The 18,037-nt window shown below is 73.9% G+C and carries 19 protein-coding genes; 9 read left to right on the forward strand and 10 right to left on the reverse strand.

Annotation, left to right across the window (positions count from 1 at the left end; all coding sequences use genetic code 11):
• The first annotated feature begins 156 nt into the window (after window positions 1–156).
• Window positions 157–1,086, forward strand: a complete 930-nt coding sequence (locus tag IF19_RS0120760; protein ID WP_032745765.1) for a helix-turn-helix domain-containing protein — start codon at window positions 157–159, stop codon at window positions 1,084–1,086.
• Window positions 1,087–1,114: 28 nt separating this feature from the next.
• On the opposite strand, the gene IF19_RS0120765 is transcribed toward IF19_RS0120760, so the two are convergent.
• The 3 genes from IF19_RS0120765 to afsA all read right to left on the reverse strand — a co-directional run bounded on the left by IF19_RS0120765 (window position 1,115) and on the right by afsA (window position 3,902).
• Window positions 1,115–1,813 (reverse strand): ScbR family autoregulator-binding transcription factor, encoded by a 699-nt coding sequence (locus IF19_RS0120765; RefSeq protein ID WP_078580765.1) that lies wholly within the window; start codon window positions 1,811–1,813, stop codon window positions 1,115–1,117.
• A gap of 310 nt (window positions 1,814–2,123) precedes the next feature.
• The gene (locus IF19_RS0120770) at window positions 2,124–2,981 is read right to left on the reverse strand and encodes an NmrA family NAD(P)-binding protein (protein WP_030117002.1); all 858 of its coding nucleotides are present in this window, start codon (window positions 2,979–2,981) and stop codon (window positions 2,124–2,126) included.
• Window positions 2,982–2,996: 15 nt separating this feature from the next.
• On the reverse strand, window positions 2,997–3,902 hold the full coding sequence (afsA, locus tag IF19_RS0120775) for a 2-oxo-3-(phosphooxy)propyl 3-oxoalkanoate synthase (protein WP_106973646.1): 906 nt from the start codon (window positions 3,900–3,902) through the stop codon (window positions 2,997–2,999).
• A gap of 602 nt (window positions 3,903–4,504) precedes the next feature.
• Here afsA and IF19_RS0120780 point away from each other — a divergent pair.
• The 3 genes from IF19_RS0120780 to IF19_RS0120790 are packed head-to-tail and all read left to right on the forward strand — an operon-like array spanning window position 4,505 to window position 7,415.
• Window positions 4,505–5,179, forward strand: coding sequence for a winged helix-turn-helix domain-containing protein (locus IF19_RS0120780; RefSeq protein ID WP_030117000.1), 675 nt, complete (start codon window positions 4,505–4,507; stop codon window positions 5,177–5,179).
• Entirely contained in the window at window positions 5,179–6,516 is a 1,338-nt protein-coding gene (locus IF19_RS0120785; protein ID WP_030116999.1) for a sensor histidine kinase, read from the forward strand. The genes IF19_RS0120780 and IF19_RS0120785 overlap by 1 nt, the downstream gene beginning before the upstream one ends.
• A 38-nt stretch (window positions 6,517–6,554) precedes the next feature.
• On the forward strand, window positions 6,555–7,415 hold the full coding sequence (locus IF19_RS0120790) for an endo alpha-1,4 polygalactosaminidase (RefSeq protein ID WP_030116998.1): 861 nt from the start codon (window positions 6,555–6,557) through the stop codon (window positions 7,413–7,415).
• Between the two features lie 21 nt (window positions 7,416–7,436).
• On the opposite strand, the gene IF19_RS0120795 is transcribed toward IF19_RS0120790, so the two are convergent.
• Window positions 7,437–8,225: a VOC family protein gene (locus tag IF19_RS0120795; protein ID WP_030116997.1), complete on the reverse strand. Its 789-nt coding sequence runs from the start codon at window positions 8,223–8,225 to the stop codon at window positions 7,437–7,439.
• Between the two features lie 285 nt (window positions 8,226–8,510).
• Here IF19_RS0120795 and IF19_RS0120800 point away from each other — a divergent pair, with 285 nt between their 5' ends.
• Window positions 8,511–9,101: a DinB family protein gene (locus IF19_RS0120800; RefSeq protein WP_030116996.1), complete on the forward strand. Its 591-nt coding sequence runs from the start codon at window positions 8,511–8,513 to the stop codon at window positions 9,099–9,101.
• A 15-nt stretch (window positions 9,102–9,116) separates the two neighbouring features.
• Here IF19_RS0120800 and IF19_RS0120805 read toward each other — a convergent pair whose 3' ends face one another.
• From IF19_RS0120805 to IF19_RS0120825, 5 genes are all read right to left on the reverse strand, one after another.
• Complete coding sequence (locus IF19_RS0120805; protein ID WP_030116995.1) at window positions 9,117–9,776, reverse strand: lysophospholipid acyltransferase family protein; 660 nt, start codon at window positions 9,774–9,776, stop codon at window positions 9,117–9,119.
• A gap of 698 nt (window positions 9,777–10,474) precedes the next feature.
• A complete protein-coding gene (locus IF19_RS1000000137750) occupies window positions 10,475–10,636 on the reverse strand; it encodes a hypothetical protein (protein WP_167345046.1) in 162 nt (53 codons plus the stop codon).
• A gap of 176 nt (window positions 10,637–10,812) precedes the next feature.
• Entirely contained in the window at window positions 10,813–11,352 is a 540-nt protein-coding gene (locus IF19_RS0120815) for a DUF6630 family protein (protein WP_030121692.1), read from the reverse strand.
• Between the two features lie 153 nt (window positions 11,353–11,505).
• On the reverse strand, window positions 11,506–11,709 hold the full coding sequence (locus tag IF19_RS0120820; RefSeq protein WP_030116993.1) for a hypothetical protein: 204 nt from the start codon (window positions 11,707–11,709) through the stop codon (window positions 11,506–11,508).
• 4 nt (window positions 11,710–11,713) lie between these two features.
• Entirely contained in the window at window positions 11,714–12,418 is a 705-nt protein-coding gene (locus tag IF19_RS0120825; RefSeq protein WP_030276686.1) for an alpha/beta fold hydrolase, read from the reverse strand.
• Window positions 12,419–12,612: 194 nt separating this feature from the next.
• Here IF19_RS0120825 and IF19_RS0120830 point away from each other — a divergent pair, with 194 nt between their 5' ends.
• The 3 genes from IF19_RS0120830 (at window position 12,613) to IF19_RS0120840 (ending at window position 16,521) form a co-directional block, all read left to right on the forward strand.
• Entirely contained in the window at window positions 12,613–13,659 is a 1,047-nt protein-coding gene (locus IF19_RS0120830) for an LLM class flavin-dependent oxidoreductase (RefSeq protein WP_050493848.1), read from the forward strand.
• A 236-nt stretch (window positions 13,660–13,895) separates the two neighbouring features.
• Complete coding sequence (locus tag IF19_RS0120835; protein WP_030121691.1) at window positions 13,896–15,929, forward strand: ATP-binding protein; 2,034 nt, start codon at window positions 13,896–13,898, stop codon at window positions 15,927–15,929.
• 88 nt (window positions 15,930–16,017) lie between these two features.
• Window positions 16,018–16,521, forward strand: a complete 504-nt coding sequence (locus IF19_RS0120840; RefSeq protein WP_030116987.1) for a GNAT family N-acetyltransferase — start codon at window positions 16,018–16,020, stop codon at window positions 16,519–16,521.
• A 100-nt stretch (window positions 16,522–16,621) separates the two neighbouring features.
• Here the strand turns inward: IF19_RS0120840 and IF19_RS0120845 are convergent, their stop codons facing one another.
• The gene (locus tag IF19_RS0120845) at window positions 16,622–17,452 is read right to left on the reverse strand and encodes a PepSY domain-containing protein (protein ID WP_030116986.1); all 831 of its coding nucleotides are present in this window, start codon (window positions 17,450–17,452) and stop codon (window positions 16,622–16,624) included.
• 178 nt (window positions 17,453–17,630) lie between these two features.
• Here IF19_RS0120845 and IF19_RS0120850 point away from each other — a divergent pair, with 178 nt between their 5' ends.
• A complete protein-coding gene (locus IF19_RS0120850; protein ID WP_030116985.1) occupies window positions 17,631–17,879 on the forward strand; it encodes a DUF6296 family protein in 249 nt (82 codons plus the stop codon).
• The last annotated feature ends 158 nt before the right edge of the window (window positions 17,880–18,037 follow it).

Here is an 18,037-nt window from a genome sequence, read left to right on the forward strand (position 1 = left end):
GGTTCTCCTCTGGGTGGTGCGGTGGGTACGTCTTCGAGCGTCACACCCTGAGCGCCGTTCACCCAGGCCACCGCTCTGCCTACGTCCGGCGGTCCTACCACTGACGGGGACAGGCTCACCGGTCCGCGGCCGGGAATCGGCGGAATAATGGAGGGTATGGACGATCAGCCGGAGGCCGCCTCCCCCGAGCCGCTGGACCGGCGCGCCGAGCTCAGCGAGTTCCTGCGCACCCGGAGGGCCAAGCTCCAGCCGCAGGACGTGGGACTGCCGGAGTTCGGGCGGCATCGCCGGGTACCGGGTCTGCGCCGGGAGGAGCTGGCGCAGCTGGCCGGGGTGTCCGTGGCGTACTACACGCGTCTGGAGCAGGGCAACGGACGCAACGTGTCGGCGGAGGTGCTGGACGCGATCGCCCGCGCGCTGCGGCTCACCGACGCCGAGCACGCGCATCTGACACATCTGGCGAGGCCGGCGCGGCACAAGAAGAAGCGCCGCCCGGCGAGGGCGCAGCGGGTGCGGACCGGGCTGCTGTACCTCCTGGAGAGCATGGAGGGCGTTCCCGCGTACGTGACCGGGGCGCGCTCCGACATCCTCGCCTGGAATCCGATGGCGGCCGCGGTGTTCGGCGACTGGGGAGCGCTGCCGCCCGGCGAACGCAACTGGGCGCGTCTGGTGTTCCTCTCGCCCGCCTACCGGGACCTGTTCGTGAACTGGGACTCCAAGGCGTCGGACATGGTCAGCTACCTGCGGCTGTACGCGGGCTGCCACCCCGACGACCCGGAGCTGTCGGCGCTCGTGGGCGAGCTCTCGGTCAAGAGCGAGGAGTTCCGACGGCTGTGGGCGACGCACAACGTCAAGGAGAAGGGCCACGGCACGAAGCTCGTCCGGCATCCCCTGGCCGGGGACCTGACGCTGTCGTACGAGACGCTGAACCTCCCCGACGACGAGGAGCAGCATCTGGTGACGTACCACGCGGAGCCCGGCTCGGCGTCGGCCGAGGGTCTGCGTCTGCTGGCGAGCTGGGGTGCCGACGCGGGCCGGAGGGATCTGTTCGACGATGCGGGCCGGGGCCCGGCGGGCGGGCGCTGAGGGGCGGGCTCCCTGTCGGAGCCGCCGGTCAGTTCACCCTCGCGGCCGGCTCCACCGCGCCCCTGGCGGGCCTCGCGAGGGCGGGGCCGGGCACGCGGAGCGCCGGTTCCGCCGCGCGGGCGCCCGACGGGTCCACGTGGGCCACGGTCTCGGCGGCGGCGATCCGGGGCAGCAGTAAGCTCCAGAATCCGGTCAGCATGGGCGGGGCCAGCCACGCGGAGTCGTTCCGGCCGAGCGCCTCGAACCCTGCCGTCACCGCGACGGTGGCGGCGGCCGTGTCCTCACGGGAGACGCCCTCGGCGAGCGCGCCCGTGGCGGCGGCCTCGTCCAGCAGCTCCCGTACCCTCTGGTGCCACTCCAGCCTCAGGTCGGGGACGGCGGCCTCGTCGCCGTCGCAGCTCAGCCGGAACCCGGCCCGGCTCACCGGGTCGTCCCGCAGCCTTTCCAGCAGGGCGTGCGAGGTGTCGACCAGGGCTTGCAGCGCGTTGTCCGTCCCTCGGCGGACCGCGGCAGACAACTCGCGCAGCCTCCGGGACGCCTCCGCCACCACCGCCTGCGCCACGGCGGCCTTGTTGTCGAAGTGGAAGTGCAACGCGCCCGTGCTGACGCCCGCGCCGGAGCTGATCTGCGCCAACCGGGCCTGCGCGTAACCGTGCTGCTCGAAGACGGCGGCGGCGGAGCGGATCAGCGCCTGGCGGGTGCGGGCGGCGCGCTCCTGCTTGGTCACCGGAACCCTCCCCGGAGAGGGGCGGGGCCGGGCCCGGCGGAGGGCTCCACGCCGGAGCGGTGGGAGGGCGACATGGAGTCATCCAACCAACGGACCGGTCGGTTTTCCAGGGAACAGGAGAATTCGACGTGCACACCCGGACACTTTCCGGCCACATCCGCCCCGCTCGCCAGAAGCGGAACGTGAGCGGAGCTCAGACGAAGCGGAAAAGGTAAATGCGCATCATCAGACTTTTCCGCTCGGTCTGTGATGCCACGTCAGCGGGCGTCCGGATGATGCGTCATTGGGCGCCCGCGTCCCACTCCCCCGGCTATCGGTCGTCTCGCCCGGTGAACGCGTCCGCGTGGTCGGCCGACCAGACGCTGTAGGGCCGGGCCGAGCGACCCGTCAGCTGCCGCACCGTGGAGACGACCCCCGCCTTGGCCCCTGCCCGCTGCCGCTCCGCGCTCTCCAGGAACGCCTCGGCGACGGGACGCGGGTACTTCGCGAGCAGCGCGGTACGCGCGGCGGCCACGCCCAACTCCTCGAAGCGCAGAGGCCGCCCCAGCACCCGGGAGAGCTGGGCGGTCTGCTCCCGCGCCGTGATCGCCTCCGGCCCTGACACGGCGTACGCCCTGCCCTCGTGGCCCGTGCCGGTGAGGGCGGCCACGGCGACCGCGGCGACATCGCGCGGGTCCACGCAGGCGACCGGCGCGTCGCCGTGGAGCGCGCGCACCACCCCATCGGAGCGTATGCCGGCCGCCCAGGACAGCGTGTTGGACATGAACGTTCGGGGGCGGACGAACGTCCAGGGGACCCCCGATTCCCGGATCGTCCGCTCGTTCTCCCGCTGGAGCCGGGTGATGAGGTCGGCCGCGTCCGGCTCCTCCACCGCCATCATGGACAGCTTGACCAGGTGGCGCACGCCCGCCTCGGCCGCCGCCGCGGCGACCCGCTCGTCGTCGGGCTCGGTGGGGCTGTTGGTGACCAGGAAGACCGAGGTGACACCCCGCAGCGCCCAGTCGAGGGCCTGCCGGTCCGCGTACGCCCCCGCCACGACCTCGGCCCTGTTCCCGACCGCCCCGAGGCGCTCGGGACGGCGCGCGAGAATCCGGACGGGGCCCGCCGCGGCGAGCTGCGCGGCGACCTCTCGGCCCACCGCTCCGGTCGCGCCTGTCACGAGAATCACCTGCGTGCCGCCCTCTCAGCCGTGGACCCGCGGGCCGGTGAGAACCGCGGTGAAGACGAGTTCGCCGTTCTGGCGCCCGGACACCCGGGCCGTCACCGTACCCTCGGCAGGCCCCGGCCGGACCACCGCGCCGATCAGGCACGGGCTGTCGAACTCGGCGTAGCGGTGGAACCGGCTGGCCACCTCCGCGGGAACGATTCCTCCGGGCCCCGCCGCCAGGCAGGCGGCCTGCCGCGCCGCCTCCAGGAGGAACATGCCCGGGACGTGGTCGTTGGGGCGCTGGAACAGCGTCGGGTGCCGGGTGTCCACCCTCAGCTCCCACCACCCGTCCCGGTCCGTCTCCGACAGCACCACGTCCTCGGTCCTGGCTCGGCCCGCCAGGTCGGCGCGGACCGGGGCCGCGCGCGGTATCGATATGCCTTCGGCGGGGGCGTCTCCGCGCATCCGCCGGTAGACCTCGGGGCTGATGAAGCGTGTCACTCCTATGCCCGTCGCCGCCAGCCCGCCGTCGCGGTGCACCGCCCAGGTCACGCGCCCCGCCACCGGCAGCCCGGCACGCCACCTGAGGTCGGAGCAGTACACCTCGACACCGATTTCGGCGGGGCCGCCACCGACGCCCAGATGCTCCAGGTGGCACACGAAGTCCAGGCCCGACAGCAGGAAGTGATGTCCCATCGGTACGCCGTACCCGGCGTGGAAGGCGAGCATGGCCGCCTGCCGCATCGCTTCCGCGACCAGGAGCGGGTCGTGGCGATCGCCGGCCAGGGGGGCGAAGAACGCGTGATCGTGCGGAAGGACCGCGGTCACCGAGAAACGGTCGTGCTCCAGGCGCATCCAGTCACGCGGAAAGGCATCCTGCGACCTGGTTCGATGCACCATGTCGATCCCCACGGGATGCGTCACGTCGGCCTCGGTATCCATCGCCCGCACCGGATCGATCAAAACTGCTGCTTCTGGCACAACTCCCCCCAGGGGTCATGTGAATGGCAAGCCGTTCCTGCGATGCACGTGCGTTGATAAGATACAGACGACGCGGTTTTTTTTCTATCCTCGACAGGCTCGCCCCCCGGGTCCGGAGACCCCCTTCCAGGCCCCTGCCCTGCGACGGAGACGAGATGACCGGCCTGGAGCGGGGGCCCGACGGCCGGCAAAGAAACGCGACCACAGCCGCCGAGCAAGAAAAGCGAATGGCGGCGCCCGGCATTCACCGGGAATATCGAAAAAAGCGAGCGCGGAGAAAAGAAACACCCTTCACTTTTCCCTTTCCGAGGAATACCCCGCGCTACGCGGTGCCCCGGTCCGGGAAAAGGGGACCGGACCCGGCGGGCCCGCCGGGTCCGGCATGCCGTCCGAAACCCGACGCCGGGTCGGCTTTCTCCCGCGTACGGGCCATCACGTGAGCGATGGCCCTCGGTCCCCGGCCGGGTCCGTTCGCGCCGGACGGACCGCCTAGGATGGCCGGTCTCCCCCGCCCGCCCCGGCGCGGGGTTTGTCCCGGACCACGAATCGGAGGCGTCCTCCCCGTGCGAGTGCTGCTGGTGGAGGACGACGAGGATCTGCGGGAGATGACCGCGGCCGGGCTGCGGGACGGCGGCTTCGCCGTGGACTGCGCGGCGGACTGGCCGGAGGCGGACGTGCTGCTGCACGTCAACGCCTACGACTGCGTGGTGCTGGACCGGATGGTGCCCTCCGGCGACACCCTCGCCCCGTTGGAGGCGGGCCGGCGGGCCGGGTGGTCGGTGCCGGTGCTCTGCCTCACCGCTCTGGACTCCCTGGACGAGCGGGTGCGGGGGCTGGAGAGCGGGGCGGACGACTACCTGGCCAAGCCGTTCGCGATGCGCGAGCTGGTACTGCGCGTACGCGGCCTGAGCCGCCGGGCTCCCGTCCGGCTCCCGTCGTTCCTGCGCTGCGCGGACGTGGTCATGGACGTGGCTCGCCACGAGGTGCGGCGCGGTGGGGTGCTGCTGTCGCTGAGCCCGAAGGAGTACGCCGTCCTCCAGCAGCTCCTCGTCCACCGGGACGCCGTCGTCACCCGTACCGTCCTGCTGGAGCACTGCTGGGACGAGATGGCGGACCCGGTCTCCAATGTGGTGGACGCCGTCATCGCGGGCCTGCGGCGCAAACTCGGGTCGCCCGCTCTGGTCCACACGGTGCGCGGGCAGGGCTTCCTGCTGTCGGCGCGCACGGAACCCTCCTGATGGCAGGGCCCGTCACGCGCCGCTCCCCGGCCAGGCGGCGGCTGCGCCGGCTCCAGCTGCGGCTGACCGCCGCCTACACCCTGATCACCGTCGTCGGGCTCGCCTGCCTGTCCTGGCTGGTGATCCGTACCGACGACCGCGCGCGCCAGGACGCCGAATACGACGAGATGCGCCGCCGGGCCTCCGTCGCCGCCTCGCTCGTCTACTACGAGGACGGCCGGATCCGGCTGGACGGCCTCCACGACGACGAGGCGACCGCGGGCACTCCGCAGATCCTGGTGCTGGAGGGGCGGCCCGGCGCCGACCCGGTCACCGTCTTCCGGGGGCGGGCCGCCCCGTTCGCCGTACCGGCCGGGCCGGTGGCGGCGGTCGCCCGCGCGGCGATGGCCGACGAGGGCCCGGCGCGGGCCGATGCGCGCGACCGCTCGGGACGGCCGGTGCGCCTCCTGGGCGTGCCCTTCCACCACGACGCCACCGACGAGGTGGCGGGCGCGGCCGTCGCCGTCGGCGACCCGGAACGCGGCGCGGACGAGCACCGGAGTCTGGTCCTCTCCCTGGCCGTCGGGGCCGGTGCGCTGACGGCGCTGGCGGCGCTGACCGGCCACGTCCTGTCGGGACGCAGCATGCGGCCGGCCTGGGAGGCGTTGGAGCAGCAGGAGAGGCTGCTGGCGGACGCGGCGCACGAGTTGCGGACCCCGGTCGCGGTGATGCGCGGTTCGGTGGAGCTGGCGGCCGGCGCTCCGGGCGGTCCCGACGCCCATCTGCCACGGATCCGGAGGGCGGCCGAGCGGATGTCCGACGTCGTGGAGAACCTGCTGACCCGGGGGCGGCTGGAGGCAGCGGTGGACGCGGTGCGGGCTGAGCCGCTGCGGCTGGACCAGCTCGTCGAGGAGGTCTGCGCGGAGCTGCCGGAGAGCGCGCCCCGCCCTCGGCTGCGGCTGGCGGAGTCCGTGGTGGAGGCCGACGCGGCCCTGGTGCGGGTCGCCGTGCGGAACCTGCTGGACAACGCCGTGCGGCACGGCCGCGCGGCGGAGGCACCGGAGGGGGACGGGCTGCTGGTGACCGTGCGGGGGCCCGAGGTCGCGGTGGCCGACCGAGGGCCCGGGGTGGATCCGGCCCGGCTGCCGGAACTGACGGAACGGTTCCGTTCGCCGGGCGGAGGAACGGGGATCGGCCTCTCGCTGGTACGCCGCGTGGCGGAGGCGCACCGGGGGATGCTCGCCGTCCGGCCCCGCCCCGGCGGCGGCGCGGAGTTCGTGCTGCGCCTCGCGCCCGCCCGCCCGCGGCGCGGAAGCAGGGGCGGCCCTCACGATTCGCTCATGATCGGCCGGTCATGATGCGGGGGAAGGTCCGACGTCCACGCCCGGGAGTACGCATGCCCCACCACGCCGCCCGCCCCCTGCTCCGCCGCAGGCGCACCCTCGCCGCCCTCGCCTGCGGAATCGCGGTCGCGACGGGAGCGGGTGTGCTCCTGTCCCACGCGTCCGCCACGGGGACCACGGCCGGGGCGGTGCCCGAGGTCGTGCCGCCCACGGCGCATGTGCGCTTCGACTACCAGCTCGGTGGCGCCTATCCCCCGCCCGCCGGGGTCGGGGCCGTCTCCCGCGACCGCGGCGCCAGGCCGGCCGACGGCCACTACAACGTCTGCTACGTCAACGCGTTCCAGACCCAGCCCGACGCCCTGGACTGGTGGGAGACGAACGAGCCCGACCTGCTGCTGCGCGACGGCGACGGCGAGCCGGTCGAGGACGACGCGTGGGGGGAGGCGCTCCTCGACACCTCCACCGCGACCAAGCGCTCCCGGCTCGCGAAGATCGTCGGCGGCTGGATCGACGGCTGCGCCACGTCCGGCTTCCAGGCGGTGGAGCCGGACAACCTGGACTCCCACGAGCGGTCCGACGGCCTGCTGACCCCGGAGCACAACGCGGCGTTCGCGAAGCTGCTGGCCGACCGCGCACACGCGGCCGGGCTGGCGATCGGCCAGAAGAACACCACCGATCTGCTGGAGCGGCGGAAGGAGATCGGGTTCGACTTCGCCGTCGTGGAGGAGTGCGGCCGGTACGACGAGTGCGGCGACTTCGCCGACGCGTACGACGACCGGGTGTTCGTCGTCGAGTACGCCGACCGCGATTTCGCACGGGCGTGCGCGTCCGTGGGGACGCAGGCGTCCGTGGTCCGCCGGGACCTCGACGTGGTTCCGGCCGGGCGTCCCGGGTACGTCCACCGCACCTGCTGAGCCCCGTCGCGGGGCGTGGCGCTATCCCGGATGGGCGCAGACCGTGAAGATGCCGCCTTCGGGGTCCCTGATCACCGCTTCGGTCCCGTCGGCGGGCGAGTCCACCGACGGGCCGGCGGAGCCGCCGGCCGCTCGGGCCGCCTCGCCGGCCGCTTCCGCGTCCGCGACCCGGAAACGGACGTGCCAGCGCGGCCGCAGCCGGGGGTCGGCGGACGAGGCGTCACCACCGCCTCGCAGGGTGGCCACCGTGCGGCCGCCCTGGCGGACCACGACCGCGTCCTGGAGGCAGGCATAGCCGACGTCGCACCCACCTGGCTCCCGGGAGGCCCAGCCGAACACCTCGGCGTAGAAGATCGCGGAGTCGAAGGCGTGGCTCGTCCGCAGTTCGAGGGAGGCCGGGGCGTCGTCGCGGCCGAGCGACCAGGGTGGCGTGCGTCCCTCCCAGAAGCCGAATCCGGCTCCTTCCCGGTCGGCGGCCACCGCTCCCCGTCCGGGGCCAAGCCGGATCGGGCCGACGGCGATCGTGCCGCCCCGTTCGCGGACCCGGGCGGCGGCGGTGTCGACGTCCGCGACCGCGAAGTAGGGGGTCCAGGAGACGGTGGTGGGCAGGCCGGGGGCGATCTGCCCGAGCCCGGCGACGGGCAGGGCGCCGAGGTGGGCCACGGAGAACCCCTCGCCGAGCGAGCCGGAGCGGAAGGTCCACCCGAGAACGGCCCCGTAGAAGTCCTGGGCCGCCCGCAGATCCCGGGTCATGAGGCTGACCCAGCACGGAGTGCCGTGCACCGGGGTGGTCCGCTCTGACGCGGTCATCGGGAATCCGTCTCCTCGTTCCCACAGGTCGGCCGCCGGGGGGCCCGGCCACGGCCCGGCGGGTGGGTCTGGTGGTCACCGGCCGTCACCGGATCGGGGCGCTCCAAGGCGTCGCACGCCGTCGGGAACGGCACGCCTCCATACCTACGCCGCCCGGGTCGCCGCCGCCACCCGGGCGGCGCGCCCGAACGGCCGGGTACGCGGTCGGCCGTACCCGCGCGGCCCCGGCGGCCACGCTCCGTGACGCCGCGGCCGGTGTCAGTGGCCGCTGACAGACTTCCCCGTATGAACCCCGCGCAGCCGAAGGCTGATCTCCAGCGCTATCTGCGGTCCGCCCGCGACACTCTGCTGTGGAAGCTCGAAGGGCTTTCCGAGTACGACGTCCGCCGCCCTCTGACGCCGACCGGGACCAACCTCCTCGGGCTGGTCAAGCACGCGGCGGGGGTGGAGCTCGGGTATTTCGGCGAGACGTTCGACCGGCCGTTCACCGGGACGCCGCACGCGTTCTCGGACGACGCCGAGGCCAACGAGGACATGTGGGCGAGGGCCGACGAGTCGCGCGAGGACGTCATCGACCTCTACCGCCGGATCGCGCGGCACGCGGACGCCACCATCGCCGACCTGCCCCTCGACGCGGTGGGCCGGGTGCGGTGGTGGCCCGAGGAGCGGGCGCGGGTGACCCTGCACCAGATCCTGGTGCACGTGATCACGGACCTCCAGCGCCACGCGGGGCACGCCGATGTCGTACGGGAGCTCATCGACGGGTCGGTCGGGCTGCAGGCGGGCAACGGCAACATGCCGCCGGAGGACGCCGCCTGGTGGGAGGCGTACCGGCAGCGTCTGGAGCGGGCGGCGCGGGAGGCGGAGACCCGCTGAGCGCTGTCGCCCCGATCAGGCCGATGCCGCCGGCTCGCCGATCCGGTGCGCGGCCGTGCGCCAGGCGGCGGTGACGGCCGCCCTGGCCGCGGCGGTCGCCTCGCCGATCTCCGGGGGCAGGTGCAGCGGGGCCCCGATGTGGACGTGGAGCCGGGGGCGGCGGGCCGGAGCGGTGAGGAAGCCGGAGATCTGCTTGACGCACGAGCCCGAGCTGACCCGGCGGGCCCCTGCCTGGCCGAGTGGGACGACGGGCGCTCCGGAGACGTGCGCGAGCCGGGCGAGCCCGCTGCGGAAGCTCTCCGGCGGCGCCTCCGCCGCGTCGGTGCGGCAGGGCAGTCGGCCCTCGCCGTAGATCAGCAGGTGGCGGCCGGCGCCGAGCGCGAGCGCCGCCGCGTCGAGCGCGCCCGCCGCCCGGTCGGTGTTGCGGTGCACGGGCACATGGCCGCCGCGTTCCAGGAGACGGCCGAGGACCGGGATGCGCCAGAGTCCGGCGGTGGCCATGACGACGGGCTCGACACCGAGGCGTCGCAGGGCGGCGAGGACGACGCCCGGGTCGACCAGGGAGGTGTGGTTGGCGACGATGATGCTGCCGGCGGCCGGGGCCGTGGCGTGGTCGGTCGTGACCGTGAGGTGTCCGAGCGAGGGGACGACGGTGGCTGCGATGCGGCTGAGCACGGTTCTCCCGAGGTTTGGCGGGCAGGGCCGCCGGGCGGCGGCGGTGGGGGCGGGCCCGTCGCCTGTTGCTCGGCGCGCCCTGCCCTCATCGTCGCGGCGGCCCCGCCACGGGGCCTGAGTTCGGCTACTCAGACGCCGTGGGGGCGATCCCCCGGGCGCTCGCCGGGCGCTCCGGTCATCGCACGGCGGGCCCGGGCAGCCGGTTCGGTCCGGGGCAGCCGCGGGCGCCTCCCCCGGACCACCAGGGGCCCCGGGCGCTCGGGGCGGGTGAGCAGCCGGGAGGGCGGGCGGTCCGGACCACTCACCCGGGGCCGCGAGGGCTTACCGCCCGGACGGCGGCCGGCTGGGAGCGCTCTCCACGCAGGTGCGCGGACCGCTCGCCGAGGCACGGCCGCCGGATCGGTCGCGGCGGGCCGGCCGGGCGCGGGGCCGCGGCGGCGGGCGTCGTCGGACGCCCTGCCTCCCGCGGCCTCACTCGCCACCGCCGGCACCGGTCGCTCAGCAGACCGGTACGCCACGCAAGAATTCGGCAGTGATTGCAGGGTGCTCATCATCCGGTGACGAGCGGGTTCGCCGTCGGACACGCTGCGAACCGGTGTTCGGGACTTTTCCAGGAGTCGTCCCGTCGGGCCCGGCCGGGGTCGAGCCGGTCGGCCACGATACGCAGGACGCTCCGGTCCGTGGGGCGCTCAGCGCTCCTAGCGGGACGCGGCGGTCGTTCTGGCGGTGCCGAAGTCGATGGCGCGGCCTGCTTCACGCAGGACCTCCTCGGCCACCCTGCGCACTTCGGCGGGCACGTCGCCCTGTTCCTCCACGAGGCCGGCGTAGATCGGTGCTTCGGTGCTGTCAGCGGAGCTCATGCGGTTCGTTTCCCCGTCAGTCGGGTGCGGAAAGCCTCTGCCGGTCGGCGGAGGCGGGGGCGAGTGTACGTGGTGGGCGGTGGCCGTCGCGATTCGGTTCCGGTGCTCGGGCCCCCGCCGCACCTGCTGGAACGGCGGCCGGCCCCGCCTCGCCGGGTCGGTGCGACGGAGGCGCGTCATGTTCCGGGATCGGCGGCTCCCAGGTGCTCCACGGGGAAGCCGGCACGGTCGGCGAGCAGGGTCAGCTCGTCGGCGCGTGCGGCCGGCAGGCCCACCACGGGGTAGCAGTCGGAGTCGATGTCGAGTACGGCCAGGGCCTCGCCGACCTCGCGGTAGCGGCGGCCGCAGGCATGCAGGAAATCGTGGGTCGGCAGGGCCGTCTCCGCTGCCGCGAGGAGCGCCCACGGGTCGGCGGAGGGCCGCGATTCGAGCGCCTCCAGCCGGGCCCGGATCTGCGCCGCGTCCTCCTTCCAGTCGAACTCCGCGAGCAGCCCGCGGTCGCTGAGCGCGTCGATCAGGGCGATCCAGGGGAGGTCGTCCACGGGCTCGTCGACGCCCCGGTCGTCCAGCCGGTCCGCGAAGGCGCTCACATAGCCCTCCGGATCGTCGTGGGCGCGGAGCACCTCCTCGGCGACCTCGGGGTGCGCCGGCGCGAGCAGGGCGGCGATCTCGGCCAGCGACGCGCGGGCGGTCCCGGCGTCGTGCGGGTCGGACATGGTGTGCTCTTCTCCGCGGCCGGGCGGCCGCCGGGTGGTCGGACGTGGTTCGGTGCCGTTCACCGCGCCCCGGGGCGCGGTCGAGCGGTGAGGGGCGGAGCGCACACCGGTCTCGGAAGCCGACGAGCCGGGCGTGCGGAAGAGATGCCGGGATCAGGCGCCGCGTCCGCGGTCCCCGGGCAGCGGCCGGTAGCCCTCGGTCCATTCGTTGACCCAGCCGCAGCCCGAACAGGCGTAGCGCCCGTCGAGGCCGGCGATGAGGGTCCCGCACCGTGCGCATCCGATGTAGGTGATCTCCGGGTGCTCCGTCGCCGCTTCGTCCGCGGCGCACCGCTCCCGACCGGGTGAGGTCGACATGCCGTCACACGTCCTTTTCCGCGACGTCCAGCAGGATCCGGGCCAGCTCACGCGGACGCGAGAACATCGGCCAGTGACCGGTGTCGAGGGTGACCAGCTCCCACCGGTCGCTCGTCAGCAGTCCGGCCACGGCGGGGCTCGGCTCCGGCCAGTCGAGCAGGCACTTGACGTACGTCGCCGGCAGCAGGTTCAACGGGCGCTTCAGCGCGGCCGGTTCGGTGAGTGTGGCGCCGGGGTGCGGTGTCGCGCCGGCGAGCATCCGCGCGATCTGTTCGTCGTCGAGGCCCTGGTCCGCGCAGTCGGCGGCGGCAGGCGGCGGCCAGAACCCGCCGTGGTCGGCGACGGCCGCCTCCACGGCCGCCCTGCCGTCCGGCCACCCGGAGACGAAGGATTCGCCGTCGGCCGGGACATTGGAGTCGACGAACACCACGCGGGCCAGCCGGTCGCCGATGCGCTCGGCCGCCTGCCCGACCGGGATGCCGGCGTAGCTGTGTCCGACCAGGACCACGTCGCGCAGATCCAGGCGTTCGACCACGTCGACGACGTCCTGGACGTGCGTACGCTGTCCCGCCGCCACGCCCTGCTTCTCCGCGAGGCCGGACAGCGTCAGCGGGTGGACCCCGTGCCCGGCCGCGCGCAGCCCGGGCTCCACGTCGCGCCAGGCCCACGCGCCGAGCCAGGCCCCCGCCACGAGTACGTATTGCGTCATGCCAGCAACGTAGCGCAGGGGTACGACAACGCCCGCCCGAACGCCGCACACCCGATCCCGGGACGGGGGCCGGATGTCCGGCGGTGTCCGGCGTCCGGCCTACCCCCGCGGCCTCGGCTCCTTCGCCGCACAGGCGCCGAGCGGCGGGTGCCATCATGTCCGTCACCCGCCCCGCCCGCCGAAGGAGAGCACCTGTGCGTTCCCCCGCCGCCGACACCGCCGAGGCTCCCGCTCCGGCCGTGGGCGTCCTGCTGCCGCGCGATCTGCCCGCAGGCCGGATCCTCCCGTACGCGCGCCGGGCCGAAGCTCTGGGATTCGACGCCGTGTGGGTGGTCGAGGATCTCGGTTTCCGCGGCGGCGTAGCGCAGGCGGCCGCCGTCCTGGCATCCACCGACCGGATCCGGGTCGGAATCGGGCTGCTGCCCGCAGGGGCACGCAACGTGGCGTTCGCGGCTCTGGAGATCGCGTCGCTGGCCCAGCTCTTCCCCGGTCGGGTCGACGTCGCGATCGGTCACGGCATGCCCCACTGGATGCGCAGCGTCGGCCAGTGGCCCGGCAGCCCGCTCACCCTCCTCCGCGAGTACGTCGACGCCCTGCGGGCCCTGCTGCACGGCGAACTCACTCGGCGGCACGGCCGGTACGTCCGCCTCGACGACGTGCGGCTCGACCCGAGCGCGCTGCCCGGCGTCGTTCCCGACATCCTGGCCGGTGTCCGCGGCCCCAGGTCTCTCGCCGTCTCCGGCGAGGTGGCCGACGGGACGGTCCTCGCGGAGCCGGTCACCCCCGAATACGCGCGGGTGGCGCTCGGGCACATCGCCCCCGGCCGCCGTCACCGCCTGGTCGCGTACAACGTCGCCTCCGTGGCACCCGACCGGGCGACCGCCCTCGCCGCCGTCCGTCCGGGGCTGGAGTGGATCGGTGAGCCCGACTGGCACCCGCACATCGCCCCGCTCCCGTTCGCCGACGAGCTGGTCGCCCTGCGGGCCGCGAGCGCGAGCCGGGAGGAGTTCGTCCGGCGCATGCCCGACACCTGGGTGGCCCGGCTCGCGGTGGCCGGGACCACCGGGGATGCCCGCGCCCGGCTCGCGGAGCTGCGGGCGGCAGGCGTCACCGACGCCGTCCTCGCCCCGGTCGGCCCCGATCCGGTGGGGGCCCTGGAGTCGCTGGCCACGCTGCTCGGAGCCGGGCCCGTCGGGGGCATCGGGGGCGTCCATGGGCCGGAGGGCGCCGGCACGCCGTAGGCGCCGGAGACACCATGAGCATCGTGAGCGACACCGGCACCTCATGTACGTCACACACCTGCCGCATCACCGGCGCCATCACCCCCACCCGCCCCGGAGAGAAAGCGACCGCTCCACCACCAACTGTCCGCTTGACGCAACTTCACGACCGACCGGGATGCATTGTCGGCCGTTTCTGACTGCTTTTCGCTATGAACGGAGGCGCGGGGCCACCGCGAGGCAGGATGTCCCCCGTGATGGGCAACCTCCCCGTCGTGACGACCAGTTTCGTCGGCCGCGACAGCGAACTGGTCCGCGTCGAACGGGCACTTCGAGATCATCGGCTGGTCACGCTGACCGGCAGCGGCGGGGTCGGCAAGAGCCGGCTGGCCCTGCGTACCGCCGAGCGCGCCCGGGAGCGCTACGCGCACGGCGTCTGGTGGGCCGACCTCTCCCATCTGCACGACGAGGAACTGCTGGCCACCACGGTCTGCGACGGCGTCGGGCTCCTGGACCACAGCCACCGCCGCCCGGTGGCCGCGCTGGCCGACTGGCTGTCCGACCGGACCCTGCTCCTCGTTCTCGACTGCTGCGAGCGGATCGTCGGCCCCTGCGCACAGCTCGTGGCCGAACTGCTCGCCGCGGCACCGGGGCTGACGGTGCTGGCCACCAGCCGGGAGCCGCTGGGGGCGGTCGGCGAGCTGTGCGTCGAGGTGCCCCCGCTCTCCGCGGGGGACGACGGCGACGACGCCGTACGGCTCTTCCGCGAACGCGCCGCCGCCGTCGCCCCGGACCTCGCTCTCGACGATCCCCTGAACGCGGCCGCCGCCGCCGAGATCTGCCGGCGGCTCGACGGCATACCGCTCGCGGTCGAGCTGGCCTGCGTCCAACTGCGCGGAAGCAGCCCCCAGGAGATCACCGCGCGGCTCACCTCCCGGATGGAGAACCTCACCGACGACACCGTGTGGCCGCGCCGCCACCGCGCGCTGCGCACCACGATCGGCTGGAGCCACGAACTGTGCGCCCCGCTGGAGCGGTTGCTGTGGGCGCGCCTCTCGGTCTTCCGCGGCGTCGTCATGGTCCCGGACGCGGAGGCGGTCTGCGCGGGCGGTCCGCTGGAGCCCGCGGCCGTCGCCCCGGCACTGGAGCGCCTGGCCGACCAGTCGGTGCTCCGGCGGACGGGGGACGGCTACCGGATGCTGGACACACTGCGCGAGTACGGCGCGATGTGGCTGACCGAGCTGGGCGAGGACGTGCTCATCTCGGACCGGCACGCCCGGCACTTCGCCCACGTCGCCGTCCAGGCGTACGCGGGCTGGCTCGGGCCGTCGCAGGTCCTCTGGTACCACCGCATCGCCGACACCCACGCGGACCTGTGCGCGGCCCTGGACCATCTGCTGTCCGAGGACCCGGAGATGGCGATGGAGATGGCCGGATGCGCCGGGCTCTTCTGGAGCTGCTGCGGCCATCTGCACCAGGCCCGTTCGTATCTGGAGCGGGTGCTCGCCCTGCCGCTGTCCACCGGACCCCACCGCACCCGGGCGCTCTGGGCGCTGGGCATCACCCTGACCCTCCAGGGCGACCACGAATCGGCGAGCCGCGTCGGTGAGGAGTGCCGTGTCTCGGCCGAAGGCGACGGCGACCCCGAAACGGTGCTCCTGGCGACCCACTCCGTGAGCTTCACCTACCTGATGATGGGCCGGCCGCTCGCCGCCTACTCCGTCAGCGACCGCGCCCTGCTCGACCACCCGGGCGACCCCGCCGACGCGCCCTCGCAGCTGCGCTGCCGGGTGATACGCCTCTTCGCGCTGTCCGCGCTGGGCCGGCTCGACGAGGCGTACGAGGAGGCCATGCGGCTCCAGCGGATCAGCCTGCGCTTCGGCGAGCACTGGGCACGTGCCTACGCCGACCATCAACTCGCCCTCATCCACCTGCTCCAGGGCCGCCCCCGCCACGCGGAGAGCCACGCGCGCGCGATGCTGGCCGGCAAGCACGAGCTGCACGACAGCCTCGGCATAGCGCTCGGCCTCGACCTGCTGGCGGGGGCCATCGCCGCCCAGGGGAACGGGGTCGCCGCGGCCCGGGCCTCCGGAACGGGGCACACGTTCTGGCGCATGGTCGGCCACCCCCACCGGGGCACTCCGGAGCTGGGGGCGATCCGCGAGCAGTGGGAGCTGAGGGCTCGGCAGGCGGCGGGTGACTCGGCGTACGAACTGGCCTACCGGCGGGCCTCGGCGGGTGACGCCGAACGCGGTCTGGCCCACGCGCTGGAGCGCGGGCTGCCCGGCTGAGGTCCGGCCGTCGGACCGGGAGCGGGCCCCACGGCAGCCCGCCGTCGGATTCGTCCCGCGCTCCCCGGCGGCACCCTAGGATCCCGGCATGACGTCCATCAGCCGGCTCCGTGCCGATCACGCCGAGGCCGTGCTCGCCTTCGAGCGCGAGAACCGCGCCTACTTCGCCGCGTCCGTTCCCGACCGGGGCGACGACTACTTCGCCGAGTTCGCCGTACGCCATCGCGCCCTGCTCGACGAGCAGGAGGCGGGGCTGCACCACTTCCACCTCGTCGAGGGCGACGACGGCCGCGTCATCGGCCGGATCAACCTCGTCGGGGTACGGGACGGTTCGGCCGAACTGGGCTACCGGATGGCGGAGAAGGCCGCGGGGCGGGGGCTGGCCACCTGGGCGGTCCAGCGGATCCGCGTCCTGGCGGCCCGGGACTACGGGCTCACGGCGTTGCGCGCCGAGACGACGCTCGACAACACGGGCTCCCGCGCGGTGCTGGCGCGCACCGGGTTCGAGCCGGTGGAGGACGTCATGTTCGGCGACCGTCCGGGCCGGCGGTACGTCCTGGACCTGAGCGGGGGCGTTCCCCCGGCCCTCTGAACGGAGCCGGGCCCGCGAGCCCGGAGAACGAGCGGGTCTCGCGAACGAGGGGCACGCCGGGTGTCCGGCGTGCCCCTGCGCAGGTCGGGCGGGACCGAGGTCAGTCCTCGTCGGTCTCCTCGCGGACGATGGTGTCGTTCTTGGCGTCGACGTCGAACGTCGTCTTCTTCCAGTCGGAGCCGACCACGTCGACCTTCCAGACGACGCCCTTGCCGTCGTTGTCGTCGAGGCTGACGGAGGTGACCGTCCCCTTCTTCTTCTCGGTGGCGACCTTGGCCGCCTGCTGCGGGGTCTGGGTCGCCTGCGCGAGCCGGTCGGCCGTCTTCTTCTTGTCGTCGGCGTCCTGGTCGGCGTCGACGCGGGCTTCGATCACCTTGCCGTCGACCGCGTTGATCCGGACGGTGTGGATCGTGCCGTCCTTCTCCGCGACGTCCGCGACCCAGACCGGTCCTTCGGCCTCGGCGCTCGCGCTGGGCGAACCGGTTCCGCTCGGGCTCGCGGAGCCGGACGGGCTGGCCGATCCGGAGGGACTCGCCGAGCCGGTGGGGCTGCCGGAACCGGACGGGCTGGGGCTCTGACCGTTGTCGTCGTCGTCCACCCCCTCCAGGTCCAGCTCGACCAGCTTTCCGCCGGCGACCTCTCCAGTGGCCGTGTTGGCGGCGTCCTCGAAGCCGACCTTCGTTTCGTCGAGGACCTTCTTGCGCTCCCGCTGGTCCTCGGTCATCTTCGCGCTGGCCGAGGGCGAGGTCGTCTGCTTCTGCGGAACGATCTTCGCGGCCTCGGAGGTGGCCGCGCTGGTGGCGCTGTCCGAGCTCTGGCCGCATCCGGTCATCAGGACAGCCGTGGCGGCGGCCAGGGAGAGGGCGCCGACCGCCTTCAGAGTGCGGGAACGGGAGGAGGCACTGTTCGTTCGTCGAGGCTCAAGTCTCATGCACGCATGACTACCGCCCGGGCCACTGGTCATATTGTCCTCCCGGCCGGAGTCACCCGATCGACCGGGCGGCTCCGCCCGTTGGCCGTCGCTCCCCGGGCGGCGAGCACCGGGGTGCGAAACAATGGCGGCAGGGCCGTATTCTCTCGCGCCCGGCCGGGAGGCCGTCATGAACAGCATGGTGCACACCGAACGCTATGAGCTGATCTTCCAGATGTCCGGCGCCGCGGACGACGTGGTCTCCGTCCGGCTCACCGACCGGCTGGGGGCGGGCGGCTTCCCGGTGTACGAGGACGAGTCGGGGATCGTCCGCGCCGAGATCAGCGACCGGGGCGAGGTCCGCATGCTCGCCAGCGGCGGCCACCAGGCTCCCGGGGCTCCCCTGCTCGCCCGCCCGCTCGGCGAGGACACCCCCGGGACGCCGTGACCTCGCCGGGCCCGGTGGGCCGCACCCTCCGCGGCTGACCCGCCCGCCCTACCCGCACCCCTACCTCCGGCGCGCTCCGCACCTGCCCCGCCCATGCCCGCTCTCTGCCCGATTCTGTTTACATTTCCGCGTGCCCGACGTAACGTGACCGCAAAACC

Origin of the sequence: Streptomyces californicus (genome assembly GCF_000717645.1) — a bacterium.
Classification (GTDB): domain Bacteria; phylum Actinomycetota; class Actinomycetes; order Streptomycetales; family Streptomycetaceae; genus Streptomyces; species Streptomyces californicus.

What these genes read in the sequence shown, in the direction of transcription:
- IF19_RS0120835 (WP_030121691.1), top strand. Translation starts at nt 13,896, where the DNA reads ATGGGCAACCTCCCCGTCGTGACGACCAGTTTCGTCGGCCGCGACAGC.
- IF19_RS0120760 (WP_032745765.1), top strand. Translation starts at nt 157, where the DNA reads ATGGACGATCAGCCGGAGGCCGCCTCCCCCGAGCCGCTGGACCGGCGC.
- IF19_RS0120800 (WP_030116996.1), top strand. Translation starts at nt 8,511, where the DNA reads ATGAACCCCGCGCAGCCGAAGGCTGATCTCCAGCGCTATCTGCGGTCC.
- IF19_RS0120790 (WP_030116998.1), top strand. Translation starts at nt 6,555, where the DNA reads ATGCCCCACCACGCCGCCCGCCCCCTGCTCCGCCGCAGGCGCACCCTC.
- IF19_RS0120820 (WP_030116993.1), bottom strand. Translation starts at nt 11,709, where the DNA reads ATGTCGACCTCACCCGGTCGGGAGCGGTGCGCCGCGGACGAAGCGGCG.
- IF19_RS0120815 (WP_030121692.1), bottom strand. Translation starts at nt 11,352, where the DNA reads ATGTCCGACCCGCACGACGCCGGGACCGCCCGCGCGTCGCTGGCCGAG.
- IF19_RS0120795 (WP_030116997.1), bottom strand. Translation starts at nt 8,225, where the DNA reads ATGACCGCGTCAGAGCGGACCACCCCGGTGCACGGCACTCCGTGCTGG.
- IF19_RS0120850 (WP_030116985.1), top strand. Translation starts at nt 17,631, where the DNA reads ATGGTGCACACCGAACGCTATGAGCTGATCTTCCAGATGTCCGGCGCC.
- IF19_RS0120785 (WP_030116999.1), top strand. Translation starts at nt 5,179, where the DNA reads ATGGCAGGGCCCGTCACGCGCCGCTCCCCGGCCAGGCGGCGGCTGCGC.
- IF19_RS1000000137750 (WP_167345046.1), bottom strand. Translation starts at nt 10,636, where the DNA reads ATGAGCTCCGCTGACAGCACCGAAGCACCGATCTACGCCGGCCTCGTG.
- IF19_RS0120840 (WP_030116987.1), top strand. Translation starts at nt 16,018, where the DNA reads ATGACGTCCATCAGCCGGCTCCGTGCCGATCACGCCGAGGCCGTGCTC.
- IF19_RS0120825 (WP_030276686.1), bottom strand. Translation starts at nt 12,418, where the DNA reads ATGACGCAATACGTACTCGTGGCGGGGGCCTGGCTCGGCGCGTGGGCC.
- afsA (WP_106973646.1), bottom strand. Translation starts at nt 3,902, where the DNA reads ATGGATACCGAGGCCGACGTGACGCATCCCGTGGGGATCGACATGGTG.
- IF19_RS0120845 (WP_030116986.1), bottom strand. Translation starts at nt 17,452, where the DNA reads ATGAGACTTGAGCCTCGACGAACGAACAGTGCCTCCTCCCGTTCCCGC.